This window comes from Sulfitobacter sp. 1A12779 (assembly GCF_043557315.1).
Taxonomy (GTDB): domain Bacteria; phylum Pseudomonadota; class Alphaproteobacteria; order Rhodobacterales; family Rhodobacteraceae; genus Sulfitobacter; species Sulfitobacter faviae.
Map to the genome: position 1 here is coordinate 118,346 of NZ_JBIFFU010000009.1, position 14,904 is coordinate 133,249.

At 65.6% G+C, this 14,904-nt stretch carries 16 protein-coding genes; 9 read left to right on the top strand and 7 right to left on the bottom strand.

The window, feature by feature from the left end; genetic code table 11:
* Positions 1–44: 44 nt before the first annotated feature.
* From ACGYLQ_RS12395 to rbfA, 5 genes are all read right to left on the bottom strand, one after another.
* Positions 45–983, bottom strand: coding sequence for a calcium-binding protein (locus ACGYLQ_RS12395; RefSeq protein ID WP_394443255.1), 939 nt, complete (start codon positions 981–983; stop codon positions 45–47).
* 87 nt (positions 984–1,070) lie between these two features.
* Complete coding sequence (locus ACGYLQ_RS12400) at positions 1,071–1,607, bottom strand: DUF1643 domain-containing protein (protein WP_394443334.1); 537 nt, start codon at positions 1,605–1,607, stop codon at positions 1,071–1,073.
* 6 nt (positions 1,608–1,613) lie between these two features.
* Positions 1,614–2,540 (bottom strand): tRNA pseudouridine(55) synthase TruB, encoded by a 927-nt coding sequence (truB, locus tag ACGYLQ_RS12405; RefSeq protein ID WP_394443256.1) that lies wholly within the window; start codon positions 2,538–2,540, stop codon positions 1,614–1,616.
* Between the two features lie 78 nt (positions 2,541–2,618).
* Positions 2,619–3,365 (bottom strand): phosphodiester glycosidase family protein, encoded by a 747-nt coding sequence (locus ACGYLQ_RS12410; RefSeq protein ID WP_394443258.1) that lies wholly within the window; start codon positions 3,363–3,365, stop codon positions 2,619–2,621.
* Positions 3,362–3,805, bottom strand: coding sequence for a 30S ribosome-binding factor RbfA (rbfA, locus tag ACGYLQ_RS12415; protein ID WP_067266736.1), 444 nt, complete (start codon positions 3,803–3,805; stop codon positions 3,362–3,364). Before rbfA ends, ACGYLQ_RS12410 begins: the two co-directional genes overlap by 4 nt.
* Positions 3,806–3,901: 96 nt before the next feature.
* Between rbfA and dapB the strand changes: the two genes are divergently transcribed.
* Together dapB and ACGYLQ_RS12425 are read left to right on the top strand one after the other, a co-directional pair.
* A complete protein-coding gene (gene dapB / locus ACGYLQ_RS12420; RefSeq protein WP_394443259.1) occupies positions 3,902–4,720 on the top strand; it encodes a 4-hydroxy-tetrahydrodipicolinate reductase in 819 nt (272 codons plus the stop codon).
* A gap of 79 nt (positions 4,721–4,799) precedes the next feature.
* On the top strand, positions 4,800–5,159 hold the full coding sequence (locus tag ACGYLQ_RS12425) for a dihydrodipicolinate reductase (protein ID WP_394443261.1): 360 nt from the start codon (positions 4,800–4,802) through the stop codon (positions 5,157–5,159).
* A 5-nt stretch (positions 5,160–5,164) separates the two neighbouring features.
* Here the strand turns inward: ACGYLQ_RS12425 and ACGYLQ_RS12430 are convergent, their stop codons facing one another.
* Positions 5,165–5,365: a DUF1674 domain-containing protein gene (locus ACGYLQ_RS12430; RefSeq protein WP_271689916.1), complete on the bottom strand. Its 201-nt coding sequence runs from the start codon at positions 5,363–5,365 to the stop codon at positions 5,165–5,167.
* Between the two features lie 199 nt (positions 5,366–5,564).
* On the opposite strand from ACGYLQ_RS12430, the gene ACGYLQ_RS12435 reads away from it, so the two are divergent.
* On the top strand, positions 5,565–6,836 hold the full coding sequence (locus ACGYLQ_RS12435; RefSeq protein WP_394443262.1) for an RsmB/NOP family class I SAM-dependent RNA methyltransferase: 1,272 nt from the start codon (positions 5,565–5,567) through the stop codon (positions 6,834–6,836).
* A gap of 3 nt (positions 6,837–6,839) precedes the next feature.
* Here the strand turns inward: ACGYLQ_RS12435 and ACGYLQ_RS12440 are convergent, their stop codons facing one another.
* Positions 6,840–7,589 (bottom strand): phosphate/phosphite/phosphonate ABC transporter substrate-binding protein, encoded by a 750-nt coding sequence (locus ACGYLQ_RS12440; protein ID WP_394443263.1) that lies wholly within the window; start codon positions 7,587–7,589, stop codon positions 6,840–6,842.
* Positions 7,590–7,753: 164 nt separating this feature from the next.
* Between ACGYLQ_RS12440 and ACGYLQ_RS12445 the strand changes: the two genes are divergently transcribed.
* The 6 genes from ACGYLQ_RS12445 (at position 7,754) to ACGYLQ_RS12470 (ending at position 14,904) form a co-directional block, all read left to right on the top strand.
* Complete coding sequence (locus ACGYLQ_RS12445; protein ID WP_394443265.1) at positions 7,754–9,502, top strand: heparinase II/III family protein; 1,749 nt, start codon at positions 7,754–7,756, stop codon at positions 9,500–9,502.
* Between the two features lie 16 nt (positions 9,503–9,518).
* Positions 9,519–11,105, top strand: coding sequence for a bifunctional phosphoribosylaminoimidazolecarboxamide formyltransferase/IMP cyclohydrolase (gene purH / locus ACGYLQ_RS12450; protein WP_394443267.1), 1,587 nt, complete (start codon positions 9,519–9,521; stop codon positions 11,103–11,105).
* 15 nt (positions 11,106–11,120) lie between these two features.
* Positions 11,121–11,609, top strand: a complete 489-nt coding sequence (lspA, locus tag ACGYLQ_RS12455; protein WP_394443268.1) for a signal peptidase II — start codon at positions 11,121–11,123, stop codon at positions 11,607–11,609.
* A gap of 52 nt (positions 11,610–11,661) precedes the next feature.
* Positions 11,662–12,174, top strand: coding sequence for a DUF3035 domain-containing protein (locus ACGYLQ_RS12460; protein ID WP_271688871.1), 513 nt, complete (start codon positions 11,662–11,664; stop codon positions 12,172–12,174).
* A 64-nt stretch (positions 12,175–12,238) separates the two neighbouring features.
* The gene (locus ACGYLQ_RS12465) at positions 12,239–13,585 is read left to right on the top strand and encodes a M16 family metallopeptidase (RefSeq protein ID WP_394443269.1); all 1,347 of its coding nucleotides are present in this window, start codon (positions 12,239–12,241) and stop codon (positions 13,583–13,585) included.
* The gene (locus tag ACGYLQ_RS12470) at positions 13,582–14,904 is read left to right on the top strand and encodes a M16 family metallopeptidase (RefSeq protein ID WP_394443270.1); all 1,323 of its coding nucleotides are present in this window, start codon (positions 13,582–13,584) and stop codon (positions 14,902–14,904) included. Before ACGYLQ_RS12465 ends, ACGYLQ_RS12470 begins: the two co-directional genes overlap by 4 nt.

Genomic DNA, 14,904 nt, shown 5'->3' on the forward strand with positions numbered 1-14,904 from the left:
CCGCCTTTGGCAAAGGGTGATTTGCGCATGGGTTCCGCCGCGCACTAGGCTGCGAGGCCGAGGTCGAAGGCCGCAGAGAGCGGGATCAGCGCGATATCGTCCAGCGTGACGCTGTCCCCCGCCACCCGCGCGACGATGATATCGTCCAACAGGACGAGGGTTTGATCCGCATCCTCCGGGTCGGGCAGGATGGAGAGCGGCGGCTCCGCCCCGCCCGCGCTGCTGTCGTCCCAGACAAAGAGCAGCGAATCGTCCGCCGCGTGGTAGTCCGTGATCTGCGCCGCCCCGCCTTGGCCGATCCAGTCCCCCAAGGCGATCTGATCGGTGCCGTCGCCCGAGGTCACCACATCCCCGGCGCCCGCAATTATCAGGTCGTCGCCGCCGCCGCCGTTCAGGAAATCGGGGCTTTGTTGGTCATCCGCCCCGGTGAGCGTGTCGTCGCCCCAGCCGCCAAAGAGCGTATCCACGCCCGCGCCGCCGCGCAGCGCATCATCGCCAAGCCCGCCTTGCAGGGCATCGTTTCCGGCATCGCCCTCCAGCAGGTCGTCCCCCGCCGCGCCTTGCAGCGCATCATCGCCCGCCCCGCCATAGAGAAAGTCATCGTCATTGTGGCCAAAGAGGCTGTCGTTGCCCGCGCCGCCAAAAAGGTCGTCATCCCCGTCATTGCCATGCAGGATGTCGCCGCCCGCGCCACCTTGAAGCGTGTCATTGCCGCCGTGGCCGTGCAGGTCATCATCCCCGCCGCCGCCACGAAGCAGGTCCTCCCCGCCGTAGCCGCCAAGCTGGTCGTCGCCGGGGCCGCCCTGCACCGTCTCACCGTCATCGCTGCCTAACAGGATATCTCCGACCGTGGTGGTGCCGCCGCCCGGATTGTCCCCCTCAGGCAACGCGTCCTCCGGCGGCGTTTCAATTTCCACGAAAGTGACGGCGCCGACCGCCATCAGACCCATTACCCCAGCCAGCCACAACATCCGCAGTTCCACCCGTTGATTGCTTGATGCCCCACACATCGTCCCAGCTTCAAAAGGGCATGTCGTGGCTGTAAAATCAAAGGAATAGCGGGGAAATGGTTAACGAATGCCTGCCCGCGCCGGGGGCTCGGGCTGCCACAGAACCGGCTCTTGGGTGTAGGGCAAGTACAGCGGATGGCGCGGATGCCCGGCTTTGGAGAGGCCGAGGTGATAGAGCGGTTTCGCCCCCTCAGCCAGTCGTGCGGCGACGGCCAGACCGCGGTCGAGATGGGCGCCATGCACGCCCCAAGCGGCGATGATCTGGTCGGCCCAATCGGCCCCCTCGACCAGCGTGGCGTCATTGTCGGGGCCGATGGGATCGGCTGCGGCGCGCATGTCGCGCGGGTCGGTGGCGCGGAAGGCGAAAATATTGGTCACCCGGAAGCCGCCAAAGCCCAGCACCCGCGCCCGACGCTCGCAGCGCTCGACCGTCGGGTCGTTCTGCACCTCGGTCGCGGTGGAGGGGTTGAGCATCACGAACATCACCCGCGGCGCGCCTGTCTCCCAAACCCGGGTAAGGCTGTAGCGGTATTGCTCGCAGGGCGAGTAGACCGCGGTCGAAGGCGCGTCGCCCTTGGTGTGGCTGCGGGTGATCAGGGCCATTCAGCCCTCATTCGCGTCCGACGACAGGTTGAACACCCGGCTCGGGTGCAGCTCTCCCGCCTTGAAGCGACCCACGGCGACGGGCTGCCCATCGAGCGAGGCCCAGCATTCATCGCCATATTCCACGTCATGGGCGATGACCATGCCGGGGTTGCCGTTGCGCAGGCGGGTGGCGCCTTCGGGGGTGGCTTTGACCTCGGGCAGCTCGGCCAGCCCTTCGGCCAGCGGCAACAGATAGGTGTCGAGTTCCGGTGTCCGGGCCAGCTCATCGACCTGCGCCAGCGTCAGGGCGTTGGCTGCTTCGAACGGGCCGGACCATGTGCGGCGCAATTCGCGGACGTGGCCGAGACAGCCAAGCTTCTGCCCCAGATCGCGCGCGATGGAGCGGACATAGCCGCCCTTGCCGCAGACCATCTCAAGCGTGACATGATCGGCATCGGGGCGGTCGACCAGCAGCAGGCTTTCCACCCAGAGGGGGCGGGCGGCGATCTCCATCTCTTCGCCGTCGCGGGCGCGTTTATAGGCGCGTTGGCCGTCGATCTTCACGGCGGAGAACTGCGGCGGCACCTGTTGGATGTCACCGATAAAGCCGTTCAGCGCATCCTTGATCGCGGCGTCATCGGGGCGCAGGTCAGAGGTGCCGATGGCTTCGCCTTCGGCGTCGTCGGTATTGGTGGCGATGCCGAGCCGCACGGTGAACTCATAGGCTTTGAGCGCGTCGGTGATATAGGGCACGGTCTTGGTCGCTTCGCCCAAGGCGATGGCCAGAACGCCGGTCGCTTCGGGGTCGAGCGTGCCTGCGTGGCCCGCCTTCTTGGCCTCCAGCGCCCAGCGGACCTTGTTGACCACGGCGGTCGAGGTGGGGCCAGCGGGCTTGTCCACCACCAGCCAACCAGAAATATCGCGACCCTTGCGTTTGCGTGCCATGTCTTGCCCCTTCGCTTTTGTGGTGCTGCCCTCTATCGGAGCCGCGCCGCGCTGCCCAGCCCCCAAGCGGGGAAAAGCTTACTTTGCGGGCGTCACGATGCCCACGATCGGCCCCAAGGTGGTGAAGCCCGCCCCGCTGCGGCGCAGGCTGGGTGCGCGCAGGCGCGAGATATTGCCGTCGAAATACAGCGCGTTAGGCAGGTCCAACTCATCCCGGTAGAGCCGGGCGAATTCGTGAAAGGTAACCACATCGTTGGAAATCGCGAAAACCGCGCGTTTGCCATCTGCCGTGGTGCCAACCCCGTTTCGGATATAGCGCGAGGTGCTGTCGGGCAGGAAACGCGGGTGCAGCGCCCCGTCGATCACCAACATCGGCCCCGATTGCGTGGCGAAACGGCAGTTCGGCTTGGCCTTGAGATAGCGCTTGGTCTCAATCACATCGGCGCGGCCCTCGCGCAGGCAAAAGACCCCATTGGGCAGCAGGCCGAAATTGCCGGGGCCAGCACTGTCGATCACGCCGCGCGTCTCGATCCCTTCTTCGATGTAATGCCCAACCGGAGAGCGGTCTTCGTGGTACATGCCTGCGTTCATGGCAAAGCCAAGCCGCAGCCCCTGCGCCTTCAGCGCCTCGTCAAGCGAGCCGAAGAACCCATAGGGCGCGCCCGCCTCATTGTTGAGGAAGAGCCGCAGGTCATCCCTCTCCAGATCGACTTCGCAGATCGTGTAGGAACTGCCGTCAAAGGTAATGTTGCGGCATTCGGCAGCGTCCGCTGGCGTGCCTTTCAGCGCCAGAAGCGCGAATGCGATCAGGCCCGCGCGGATCACTGATCCGGCGCGCCGTCGGCACTGTCACCGGCACCGTCGTCATCGGGGGCATCCGCATCGCGGCGCACCACCTCTTGGTTCAGCATGCGGCGGGTGTCGTCCATCCGGTCAAAGGTCTGGTCCAGCTGAAAGCGCAGATCGGGCGAGAACTTGAGCGTCAGTTTCTTGGCGACCTGACGGCGCAATTCGCTTTTGTTACGCGCCAGCAGTTTGAGAACCTCATCCTGACCCTCCCCGCCCAAGGGCAACACATAGGCCGTGGCGATCTTGAGGTCGGGAGAGATGCGCACCTCGCCCACGGTGATCGACATCCGATTGAGATCGGTGTCATGCACATCCCCGCGTGCGAGGACATCGGACAAGGCGCGGCGGACGGTTTCGCCCACGCGGAGTTGTCGTTGCGACGGGCCGGGGCCCTCATGAAACTTGTTCTTTGCCATGCCCCCCATCTAAGGCTTCGGTTGCACTTTGCCAAGCGCTCCGCGACGGGCTAAACCGGCCCTGCCAGTCACGGCCAGAACCGCAGGAGACCGAGTATGACACAGACCCCCGGCATTGCCGTCACCGGCGCCTCTGGCCGCATGGGCCAAATGTTGATCCGTGAGATCAACGCCAGCGACAAAATGCATCTGGCTGCGGCGCTAGAGCGTCCGGGCCATGACTGGATTGGCCGCGATCTGGGCGAGGCGATGGGCGGCACGGCCTCGGGCGTGACCGTGACAGACGATGCGGCAGAGGCTTTTGGCAAGGTGCAGGCCGTCATCGACTTCACCGCGCCGCAGGCCACCATCGCTTTCGCCGGTGAGGCCGCCAAGGCCGGGATCGTCCATGTCATCGGCACCACCGGCATGACCGAAGATGAGATCGCGCAGCTTGCCCCCGCCGCCGAACAGGGGGCCGTCATCGTCCGTGCGGGGAACATGAGCCTCGGCGTGAACCTGCTGACGCAGCTGACCCGGCAGGTCGCCGCCGCGCTGGACGTGGATTACGACATTGAGATCATCGAATCGCACCACAATCAGAAAGTCGATGCCCCCTCGGGCACCGCATTGATGCTGGGCGAAGCCGCCGCCGAAGGGCGCGGTGTCAAACTGGCGGATGTTTCGGACCGGGGCCGCGATGGGATCACCGGTGCACGGCAAAAGGGCGATATCGGTTTCACCGCGATCCGGGGCGGCGATATCGTGGGCGAGCATGACGTGATGTTCGCCGCCGCCGGAGAGCGGATCATCCTGCGCCATGTCGCCTCGGACCGTGCGCTTTTCGCCCGCGGGGCGCTTAAGGCTGCGCTTTGGGGGCAGGGCAAAGCACCGGGCGAGTATGACATGCTGGACGTGCTTGGCCTGAAGGGCTGAGGCGCAGGCAGATTGTCTGAAATTTTACCTTCCTTGGCTACGTGAGTGCCTCAGGCAACTCACCCCAAGGGAGGTTTCGATGAAGATTACCTTTGCACTGGTCGTGACAGCGATGCTGGCGGCTGTCGGTCTGCCCGCTGCGGCGGAATATGCCCGTATTCAGAACAAGTCAGACTTCGTTGCGGCGGTGAATGGCAAAAGGCTGACCCGCCCGCTGGTTGACCTGCGGGTCACCTCAGGCGGGGCCATTTTCGGCAAGGGCGCGGTTTGGGAGGTGACCGGCAAGTGGTCGTGGAAAGACGGCTACTTCTGCCGCACGCTGGTCTGGGGCGGCAAGGATCTGGGCTATAACTGCCAATTGGTCACCCGCGATGGCGCAAAGCTCCGCTTTACCTCTGACAGGGGCGCGGGGGAGTCGGCGGTGCTGACCCTGCGCTGAAGCGCTTAGAAATCGACGGCGATGCCCTTCTTTTCCCAATCGCCATAGCGCACAGGCTCTGGCCCATCGCGCCCGCCAAGTTCGGTGGGCATGTCGAGCGCGGCTGCCGCCTCACGCCGGGCGGCAGCCTCGGCCAAGGCGCGCTGGGCGGCGGCGGGCAGATCAGGGCCGGGGGCGGGCGTCGGGTCTTGCGGTGTGTCGGGGATCGGTTTCGGCCCCGGTTTGGGCTGCGGGGGCAGGTCCGGCGCGGGGCTGGGCGTGGGATCAGGGCCGGGTTTGCTGTCGGGAATGGGGCGTTGATCGGGCATCATGGTCCTCTTGAGCCAAGTTCTCCCTTGATATACGTCGCCCGCTGGCCCAGACAACCCGGCAACCCCTCAAGCCAGACCCAGATAGGATATGACCATGGCAGACACAGGCGTTCAGGCCCGCAGAAGCGCGGTTTATCTGCTGGATCAGATTTTGGGCGATGAGCCGCGGCTGATGTCCGAGCTTCTTGCCGCGGGCGCGCTGGACAAGCTGCCCCCCGATGATCGGGCGCGGGCGCAGCGTCTGGCGCAGGACACGCTGCGCGGGTTGGAACGGGCGGACCGGTTGCTGCAAAAGCACCTGCAAAAGGCACCGCCGCTGACCGTGCGCAATGTGCTGCGGGTCGGCACGGTCGAGCTTTGTCAGGGTGGGGCCGCGCATGGGGTGGTGAATGCGATGGTGAACCTCGTCTCGCAACACCGCACGCTGAGCCATCTCAAGGGGCTGACCAACGCCGTGCTGCGCAAGATCGCCGCTCAGGGGCCCGAGGCGTGGGATACCCTGCGCGCGCCGCGCCTGCCGAAATGGCTGCGCGGCCCGCTGGCCGAGGCTTGGGGCACCGATGCCATGGCCGCGATGGAACAGGCGCATTTCGCGGGCGCACCGCTTGATCTGACCGCCAAGGGCGATGCTGCCGCCTTGGCAGAGGCCGTGGGGGGCACGCTGCTGCCGACAGGCTCCGTTCGGGTGACGGATGCCGGGCAGGTCTCAACCATGCCGGGCTTTGCCGAGGGCGACTGGTGGGTGCAAGATGCCGCCGCCGCGATCCCGGTGCGGGTGCTGGCGCCCAAGGAGGGCGAGACGGTGCTGGACCTCTGCGCCGCGCCGGGCGGTAAGACGATGCAATTGGCTGCGGCGGGGGCGGTTGTCACCGCCGTCGACCAGTCGCACCCCCGGATGCAGCGGGTGAAGGAAAACCTCGCCCGCGTCGGGCTGAAGGCCAAGACGCTGACCAAGGACGCGCGCGCCGTGCAGGGTACATTCGACGCCATTCTGCTGGATGCGCCATGCTCCGCCACCGGCACCATCCGCCGCCACCCGGACCTGCCCTATGCCAAGGATGGATCGGAATTCGGGGATCTGATCGAGTTGCAATCCGAGTTGATCGACCATGCCTGGAGCTTGCTGAAACCCGGCGGGCGGTTGGTGTTCTGCACCTGTAGCCTGCTGCCGGACGAGGGCGAAGTGCAGGTCGACGAAGCCTTGGAGCGGCATGGCGACATGACCGTCGACACCGCCGCGCTGGAACTGCCGGGGGTCGAGGCCGATTGGCACACCGAAGAAGGCGGGCTGCGCCTGCGCCCCGATTTCTGGGCCGATCAAGGCGGGATGGACGGGTTCTATATCGCCTGTCTGCGCAAGGACTGACCCTCATGCCCCGTCGGGTGGGGAGGGCACAGCGAGATAGGCTGCTTTCGGAATGTCGATCAGCCCACGCAGCCCCAGCGTGGCGGCGTCTTCCGGCGTAAGCCCGGCGATGGCCGCGCGCACCGCCGTGGCTGTTGCCACCGCATCGGCATCCGCCGCCGCAATATAGGGCAGGCCGGGTGTCGGGGCCGTGCGTTCCAGCACCCGCAGGTCACCCGCGAAAGCGTCATGGCTTTCGATCAGCCGCCACGACACTGCATCCAGCGCCGCGATATCCGCGCGACCCTCGGCCACAGCCTTGGCCGAGGCGCGGTGGCCGTGGCTTTGGCTACGCTTTTCAAACCAAAAGCCCCGCGCCCGGCAATGCGCGTAAGGGGCGGCATAGCCTGATTGCGAGAACGTCTGGTTGTAGGTGAAGCGCGCCGCGTGGAAATCGGAAATTGTTTCACGGGGATCATTGGCGCGAACCACGAAAACGCTGTTGTAATACCCCGGCGGGCAGCCTGCGACGCCAAAGTCCGGCGTGCCGATCAGCGTGACACGGTCGTGCAGCCACAGGCGGTAAGGCATCCCGCAGGTTTGGGAGAGGGTGAGGTCGGGCGCGGTCCAGACGGCGAATTCCTCGGCATCATTCCTCAGCCTTTCCGGGGCCGGGATGCCCTGCGCGCGCAGGGCGTCACGGATCATGGCCCAGAAGCGCCCTGTCGCCTCGGCGGTCTCGGGGCGCAGGTACATCATCAGGCTGGCGATCATCGGCGGCTCCGCTTGGGGTGTTCCTGTTTAGGCCGCGCCGCCGCGCGGTGGCAAGCGTCGGTTCCCCGCCGATCCCCCGCCGCGTGGGGAAAATCCGGTGACTCATTGTAGGGCCGCGGTTATGCTGCCGCCAAACGCCAGCAGAGCGTCAGGGGCAGCTTGATATGATTAATCTTTCCAGCGTCATGGCCCGCAGGGCGCGGTTTCTGAACCGCTGGCACGCTTGGCGTGCGACCCGGGGCCGGGGGCGGGTCGTCGCGTTCACCTTTTCGCCCGAGCCGCGCACCATCGGCTCTTTCGCGCGGGGGCGGCAGTTGATGGCGGGCAATTACCTCTTTGCCGGCAGCCTGCTGACCGCACCGCAGACCGCGATGTGGGACCTGACCCCGCCTGACCCCGCCTTTGCCGCGGAGTTGCACGGTTTTGCGTGGCTCGATGACCTTGCTGCCGTGGGCGATGCGCGGGCGCGGGGGGCGGCGCAGGCGTGGCTTTGGGGCTGGATCGACCGTTTCGGGCGCGGGCAGGGGCCGGGCTGGACCCCGGCGCTGGCCGGGCGGCGGCTGATCCGTTGGATCAACCACGCGCTTTTCCTGCTACGTGGGGCCGAGGCCGAGCAGAGCGACGCCTTCTACCGATCCCTTGAACAGCAGACCCGGTTCCTGTCAAAACGCTGGCGCGGTTCGGCCCCCGGCCTGCCGCGTTTTGAGGCGCTGGCCGGGCTGATCTATGCCAGCCTATCGTTGGAGGGGCTGGCGGAACTGGCCGATCCGGCGGTCAAGGCCCTCGCCCGGGAATGCGCCAGCCAGATCGATGCCGAGGGGGGGCTGCCCACGCGCAATCCCGAGGAACTGCTGGCGGTCTTCACCCTGCTGACATGGGCCGCCGCCGCGCTGAGCGATGCGGGCCGCAGCGCGCCCAAGGAGCATCTGACCGCGATCGAGCGCATCGCGCCGACCCTGCGCAGCCTACGCCATGCCGATGGGGCGCTGGCGCGGTTTCACGGCGGCGGGCGCGGCATGGAGGGCTGGCTGGACCACGCGCTGGCGGCGGCCAAGGTCAGGACGCGGCAGCCCGATGGGCTGGCCATGGGCTTTGCAAGACTGTCCGCAGGCCGCACCAGCGTGATCGTCGATGCGGCAGCCCCGCCAAGCGGTGCGGCCTCGACCAACGCCCATGCCTCGACATTGGCGTTCGAGCTCACCTCGGGGCGGCGGCCCTTGGTGGTGAACTGCGGCTCCGGCGCGTCTTTCGGGTTGGAGTGGCGGCGGGCGGGGCGGGCCACGCCGTCGCATTCGGCCCTGTCGCTTGTCGGCCATTCCAGCGCGCGACTGGCGGAGCCTGATCCGCATAGCGGGGCGGAGGCGCTGATCGCGGGCCCGCGCCATGTGCCTGTCGAGATCGGAGAGGCGGCGGATGGGCTGCGTTTCGAAGGCGCGCATGACGCCTATCTGCGCAGCCACGGTCTGACCCATGCGCGGCGGCTGGAGCTGACCGCAGACGGGCGCGGCCTCTCGGGGGAGGATATGCTGCTGGCGATCAAGGGGGCGGAGAAGCGGCGCTTTGACAAAGTGCTGAACGCGGCCCAGTCAAAGGGGGTCGCCTTCGACATCCGGTTTCACCTGCACCCGGATGTAGATGCCACGTTGGACCTTGGCGGGGCTGCGATCTCAATGGCGCTGAAAAGCGGGGAGATTTGGGTGTTTCGCCATGACGGCACGCATAATCTGTCTTTGGAACCGGGGGTTTACCTCGAGACAACCCGCTTGAAACCGCGCGCCGCGCAGCAGATCGTGCTCTCGGGCTATGCCATGAACTATGCCACGCGGGTGCGCTGGTCGTTGTCAAAAGCGCAGGAAACTGCGATTGGCGTGCGAGATTTGTCGATCGACGATCCCTATGCTGATGAAGACTGACCAAGGAACCAGCCCCATGCCCGACCTCTATCCCATCAAACGCGCCCTGCTTTCCGTATCCGACAAGACCGGTCTTTTGGACCTTGGCAAGGCTTTGGCGGCGCGGGGCGTCGAATTGCTCAGCACCGGCGGCACCGCGAAAGCGCTGCGCGATGCGGGGCTTGAGGTGCTGGATGTGGCCGATGTGACCGGCTTTCCCGAGATGATGGACGGGCGCGTGAAAACGCTGCATCCGGTCGTGCACGGCGGTCTGTTGGCCCTGCGCGACAATGACGAACACGTCGGCGCGATGAACGAACATAACATCGGCGCGATCGATCTGGTGGTGGTGAACCTCTACCCCTTCGAGGAAACCGTCGCCAAGGGCGCGGCATACGCCGAGGTGATCGAGAATATCGACATCGGCGGCCCGGCGATGATCCGCTCGGCGGCCAAGAACCACGGTTTCGTCAACGTGGTGGTGGATGTCGAGGATTACGCCGAGGTCATCGCGGAGCTGGAGGCCAACGACGGCCAGACCACTTACGCCCTGCGCCAGCGTCTGGCCCAGACCGCCTATGCCCGCACCGCCGCCTATGACACCGCCGTCAGCACATGGATGGCCGCGCAGGTCGAGGCCACGCCGCGCCGTCGCACCTTCGGCGGCACGCTGGCCCAGACCCTGCGCTATGGCGAGAACCCGCATCAGCAGGCGGCCTTCTACACCGATGGCTCGAACGCCCCCGGTCTGGCCAACGCGGTGCAGCATCAGGGCAAGGAACTGTCCTACAACAACATCAACGACACCGACGCGGCCTTTGCGCTGGTTAGCGAGTTCGACCCCAAGGACGGCCCCGCCTGCGCCATCATCAAACACGCCAACCCCTGTGGCGTGGCGCGCGGGGAGACGCTGCTGGAAGCCTACAAACGGGCCTTCGACTGTGACCGCACCTCGGCCTTCGGGGGCATCATCGCGCTGAACCAGCCGCTGGACGGGCCGACGGCCGAGGCCATCGCCGCGATCTTTACCGAGGTCGTCATCGCCCCCGGCGCGGACGAGGATGCCAAGCGCATCTTCGCCGCCAAGAAAAACCTGCGCCTGCTGACCACCGAGGGCCTCGCCGATCCGACCGCCGCCGAACTGGCGGTGCGGCAGGTCTCGGGCGGCTTCCTTGTGCAGGACAAGGACGTGGGTCGCATCACGCGCGATGACCTGAAAGTCGTGACCAAGCGCAAGCCCTCGGATCAGGAACTGGATGACATGCTCTTTGCTTGGACCGTGGCCAAACACGTCAAGTCCAACGCCATCATCTACGTCAAGGATGGCGCCACCGTCGGCGTGGGCGCGGGCCAGATGAGCCGTGTGGACAGCACCCGCATCGCCGCGCGCAAGGCCCAAGACATGGCCGAGGTGATGGACATCGACGCCCCCCTGACGCAGGGTTCGGTCGTGGCCTCCGATGCTTTCTTCCCCTTCGCGGACGGCCTGATCACCGCAGCAGAGGCCGGCGCCACGGCGCTGATCCAGCCCGGCGGTTCGATGCGTGACGACGAGGTGATCGCGGCGGCGGATGAGGCGGGGCTTGCCATGGTCTTTACCGGCATGCGCCACTTCCGGCACTAAACGAAGGGGAGCCCCATGCGGACATTCGGCATCGCGGCCTTCGTGGCCTTTCTGATCGACCAGATCAGCAAATATGTGGTCATTCACATGATGGAACTGGCGCGTATCCGCTCCATCGACGTGCTGCCGCCGGTGCTGAATTTCCGCTACGGGGAAAACCGGGGCATCAACTTTGGCCTTGGCGGCGACATGAGCCAATGGGTGCTGATCGTGGTGGCGCTGGTGATCTGCGCGGGCGTCACCCTATGGCTCTGGCGCAGCCCGCATGGGCGTTGGGCGCAGCTCAGCGGTGGCCTGCTGGTCGGCGGGGCGCTGGCGAATGTAGCGGACCGACTGATCTACGGCTATGTGCTCGATTTCCTGAACAACTCCTGCTGCGGCATCAACAACCCTTTCGTCTACAACTTGGCGGATGTCTTTATCTTTGCCGGGGCCTTGGGGCTGATCCTCTTTACCGGAGAGCCGAAAAGCGCGCCCAAACGCCGGGGCAAAAAAGGTCAGTGACATTGCCCGCTTGCCTGCGATATTGAACAAGCAGACCCCGAAAGGAGACACCATGCGCCGCATTGCCCTCATCAGCTTGATCCCGCTGGCCCTCGCCGCCTGCAGCAATCAGGGCCTTCGCGATTTGCAGCCGACTTCTGAAGGGCCGGATGAGTTCCTGATCCAACCGGTCAAGCCGCTGGAACGTCCCGACAACCTGAACACCCTGCCCACACCGGCGCCGGGGCAGGCGAACCTGACCGACCGCTCGGCGGTGGCCGAAGGGGTGGCAGCATTCGGCGGGCGTTTGGATACCTCTGCTGGCATTCCGGCGGGGGATGCGGCGCTGGTCCAACATGCGGGCCGGATGGGCGTGCAGCCCGGCATCCGTGAGAGCTTGGCCGAGGCCGACGCGAAATTCCGCAAGCGCAAGGGCCGTTTCACCCAATTCCGCATCGTGCCGGTTGATCGCTACGGCCAAGCCTACAAGCGCATGATCCTCGACGCCCATAGCGAGGCGGAGCGCTGGCGCAGGGCAGGCGGGCGCACGCCGTCCTACCCGCCACAAGACACACGTTTTCGCTAGGCTTCTTGAAAGTAGCGCCAGACCGCGTAGGTAATGCGGCAGGCGATATATTTCGAGGTAAGCAATGATCCGACTGCCGATGATGGCGGCCCTGGTGGCAACGCTTTTCACAGCCCCCGCCGCGCAGGCGGGGCAGACCGAGAACGAAGCGGTCACCCATTTCACCCTTGGTAACGGCATGGAGGTCGTGGTCGTCGAAGACCACCGCGCCCCGGTCGTGCAGCAAATGGTTTGGTACCGCGCAGGTTCAGCGGATGAGCCCAAAGGCGCCTCCGGCGTGGCGCATTTCCTTGAGCACCTGCTGTTCAAAGCCACCGACAAGCTGGAAGCGGGCGAATTTTCCGCCACCGTGGCCGCCAACGGCGGACGCGACAACGCATTCACCAGCTACGATTACACCGCCTATTACCAGCGCGTCGCGGCAGACCGCCTTGGCCTGATGATGGAGATGGAGGCCGACCGGATGAAGAACATCCGTTTGACCCCCGAAAACATCGAAACCGAACGCGATGTGATCCTCGAAGAGCGCAACCAGCGGACCGAGAATAACCCCGCCGCGCTGTTCAGCGAACAACTCAACGCCGCGCAATATCTCAACCACCGCTACGGCGTGCCGATCATCGGCTGGAAACATGAGATGGAGGAGTTGGACCTCGAAGATGCGCTGTCGTTCTATGAACTCTACTACTCGCCCAATAACGCGATCCTCGTAGTTTCGGGCGATGTGACGCCCGAAGAAGTGCGCGAACTGGCCGAGGCCACCTATGGCCAAATCCCCGCCAACCCCGCCTTGCCGGAACGTCTGCGCACCGAAGAGCCGCCCCAGATCGCCGAGCGCCGGTTGATCTACAAAGACGCCCGCGTGGCCCAGCCCTATGTCCGCCGCTCCTACCTTGCGCAGGAACGCGACAGCGGCGAACAGGAGGAAGCGGCGGCGCTCTTGCTGCTCAGCGAATTGCTGGGCGGCGGCACCACGTCCTACCTTGCTGAGAAACTGCAATTCGACGCGCAGATCGCCAATTACACCGGCGCTTTCTACAAGGCCGACACGCTGGACGACACGACCTTTGACCTTGTCGTGCTGCCCGTGCCCGGCGTCAGCCTGCAACAGGCCGAAGAGGCGCTGGACGAGGCGCTCGCGCAGTTTATGGAGGCCGGTGTCGACCCCGAACACCTCGAACGTCTCAAGGCGCAGTTGCGCGCCGACCAAATTTACGCCCGCGACGACGCGGACCGCGTGGCGCACCGCTATGGTTCGGCCCTCGCCATCGGCCTCACGGTCGAAGACGTGCAGGCCTGGCCCGATGTGCTTCAGGCCGTCACCGCCGAAGACATCATGCAGGCCGCCCGCGACCTGTTCGACAAACGCGCATCGGTCACCGGCTGGCTGATGAAGGAGGACGCGCAATGAGACTGATCTACGCCCTGATCCTGACGGTAATTGCCGCACTCCCCGCCCGTGCCGAGGTCGATATTCAAGAGGTGACCAGCCCCGGCGGCATCACCGCTTGGCTGGTCGAGGAACATTCGATCCCCTTCGTGGCGTTGGAAATCCGTTTCCGTGGCGGCGCGTCTCTCGATGCCCCCGGCAAACGCGGCGCGATCAACCTGATGACCGGCCTCTTGGAAGAGGGGGCAGGCGAAATGGACGCCCGGGGCTTTAGTCGCGCGACCGAAGGGCTGGCCACGAACCTCAGCTTTGATGTCTCTGACGATGCGCTCTCCGTTTCCGCGCGCTTCCTGACCGAGAACCGCGCGCCGTCGATCGACCTTCTGCGCGCGGCCCTTCAGGAGCCGCGTTTCGACGAAGACGCCATTGAACGCGTGCGCGGCCAAGTGATATCGAACATCCAGTCGAACCAGAAAGACCCCAACAAAATCGCCCAACAGACCTTTGACCGGATCGCCTTTGGGGATCACCCCTATGGCAGTTCGCTCAATGGTACGCTGGAAAGCGTCGCGGGCCTGACCCGTGACGATCTGCTAGCCGCGCATCGCGCGGTGCTGGCGCGGGACCGCATCATCGTCGGCGCAGTGGGCGACATCACGCCCGAGGAATTGGGCCAGATGCTCGACACGCTGCTGGGCAACCTGCCCGCCGAAGGTGCGCCGATGCCGCCCCGGGCCGAGGTCGATATCCCCAGTGGCACCACGGTCGTCGATTTCGCCACGCCGCAGTCCGTCGCGCTCTTTGGTCAGCCCGGCCTCGCGCAGGACGATCCCGATTGGTTCACCGCGACGGTGCTGAACCGCGTCCTTGGCGGCGGCGGTTTCGAATCCCGGCTGATGACCGAGGTGCGCGAGAAACGTGGCCTGACCTACGGCGTCTATTCCTACCTCGCCCCGCGTGATCTGGCCGAGACCTATCTTGGCTCCGTCAGCTCGTCCAATGACCGCATCGCCGAAGCGATTGAGGTGATCCGCGCCGAATGGGCCAAGGCCGCCGCCGAAGGCATCACGCAAGAGGAATTGGACGCCGCCAAAACCTATATCACCGGCGCCTATCCGCTGCGCTTCGATGGCAACACGCCCATTGCCAACATCCTTGTCGGCATGCAGATGCTGGGCCTGCCGACCGACTATATCGCCACCCGCAACGACAGGGTCGAGGCGGTCACGCTCGCAGACGTCAAACGCGTCGCTGCCGAGCTGTTGGAGCCCGAAAACCTGCATTTCGTTGTCGTCGGCCAGCCCGAAGGGCTAGAGGCCGCAGACACGGCGCAGGAATGA

What these genes read in the sequence shown, in the direction of transcription:
- ACGYLQ_RS12460 (WP_271688871.1), top strand. Translation starts at nt 11,662, where the DNA reads ATGCGCCGCATTGCCCTCATCAGCTTGATCCCGCTGGCCCTCGCCGCC.
- ACGYLQ_RS12465 (WP_394443269.1), top strand. Translation starts at nt 12,239, where the DNA reads ATGATCCGACTGCCGATGATGGCGGCCCTGGTGGCAACGCTTTTCACA.
- ACGYLQ_RS12445 (WP_394443265.1), top strand. Translation starts at nt 7,754, where the DNA reads ATGATTAATCTTTCCAGCGTCATGGCCCGCAGGGCGCGGTTTCTGAAC.
- ACGYLQ_RS12440 (WP_394443263.1), bottom strand. Translation starts at nt 7,589, where the DNA reads ATGATCGCCAGCCTGATGATGTACCTGCGCCCCGAGACCGCCGAGGCG.
- ACGYLQ_RS12425 (WP_394443261.1), top strand. Translation starts at nt 4,800, where the DNA reads ATGAAGATTACCTTTGCACTGGTCGTGACAGCGATGCTGGCGGCTGTC.
- purH (WP_394443267.1), top strand. Translation starts at nt 9,519, where the DNA reads ATGCCCGACCTCTATCCCATCAAACGCGCCCTGCTTTCCGTATCCGAC.
- ACGYLQ_RS12470 (WP_394443270.1), top strand. Translation starts at nt 13,582, where the DNA reads ATGAGACTGATCTACGCCCTGATCCTGACGGTAATTGCCGCACTCCCC.
- lspA (WP_394443268.1), top strand. Translation starts at nt 11,121, where the DNA reads ATGCGGACATTCGGCATCGCGGCCTTCGTGGCCTTTCTGATCGACCAG.
- dapB (WP_394443259.1), top strand. Translation starts at nt 3,902, where the DNA reads ATGACACAGACCCCCGGCATTGCCGTCACCGGCGCCTCTGGCCGCATG.
- ACGYLQ_RS12435 (WP_394443262.1), top strand. Translation starts at nt 5,565, where the DNA reads ATGGCAGACACAGGCGTTCAGGCCCGCAGAAGCGCGGTTTATCTGCTG.
- rbfA (WP_067266736.1), bottom strand. Translation starts at nt 3,805, where the DNA reads ATGGCAAAGAACAAGTTTCATGAGGGCCCCGGCCCGTCGCAACGACAA.
- truB (WP_394443256.1), bottom strand. Translation starts at nt 2,540, where the DNA reads ATGGCACGCAAACGCAAGGGTCGCGATATTTCTGGTTGGCTGGTGGTG.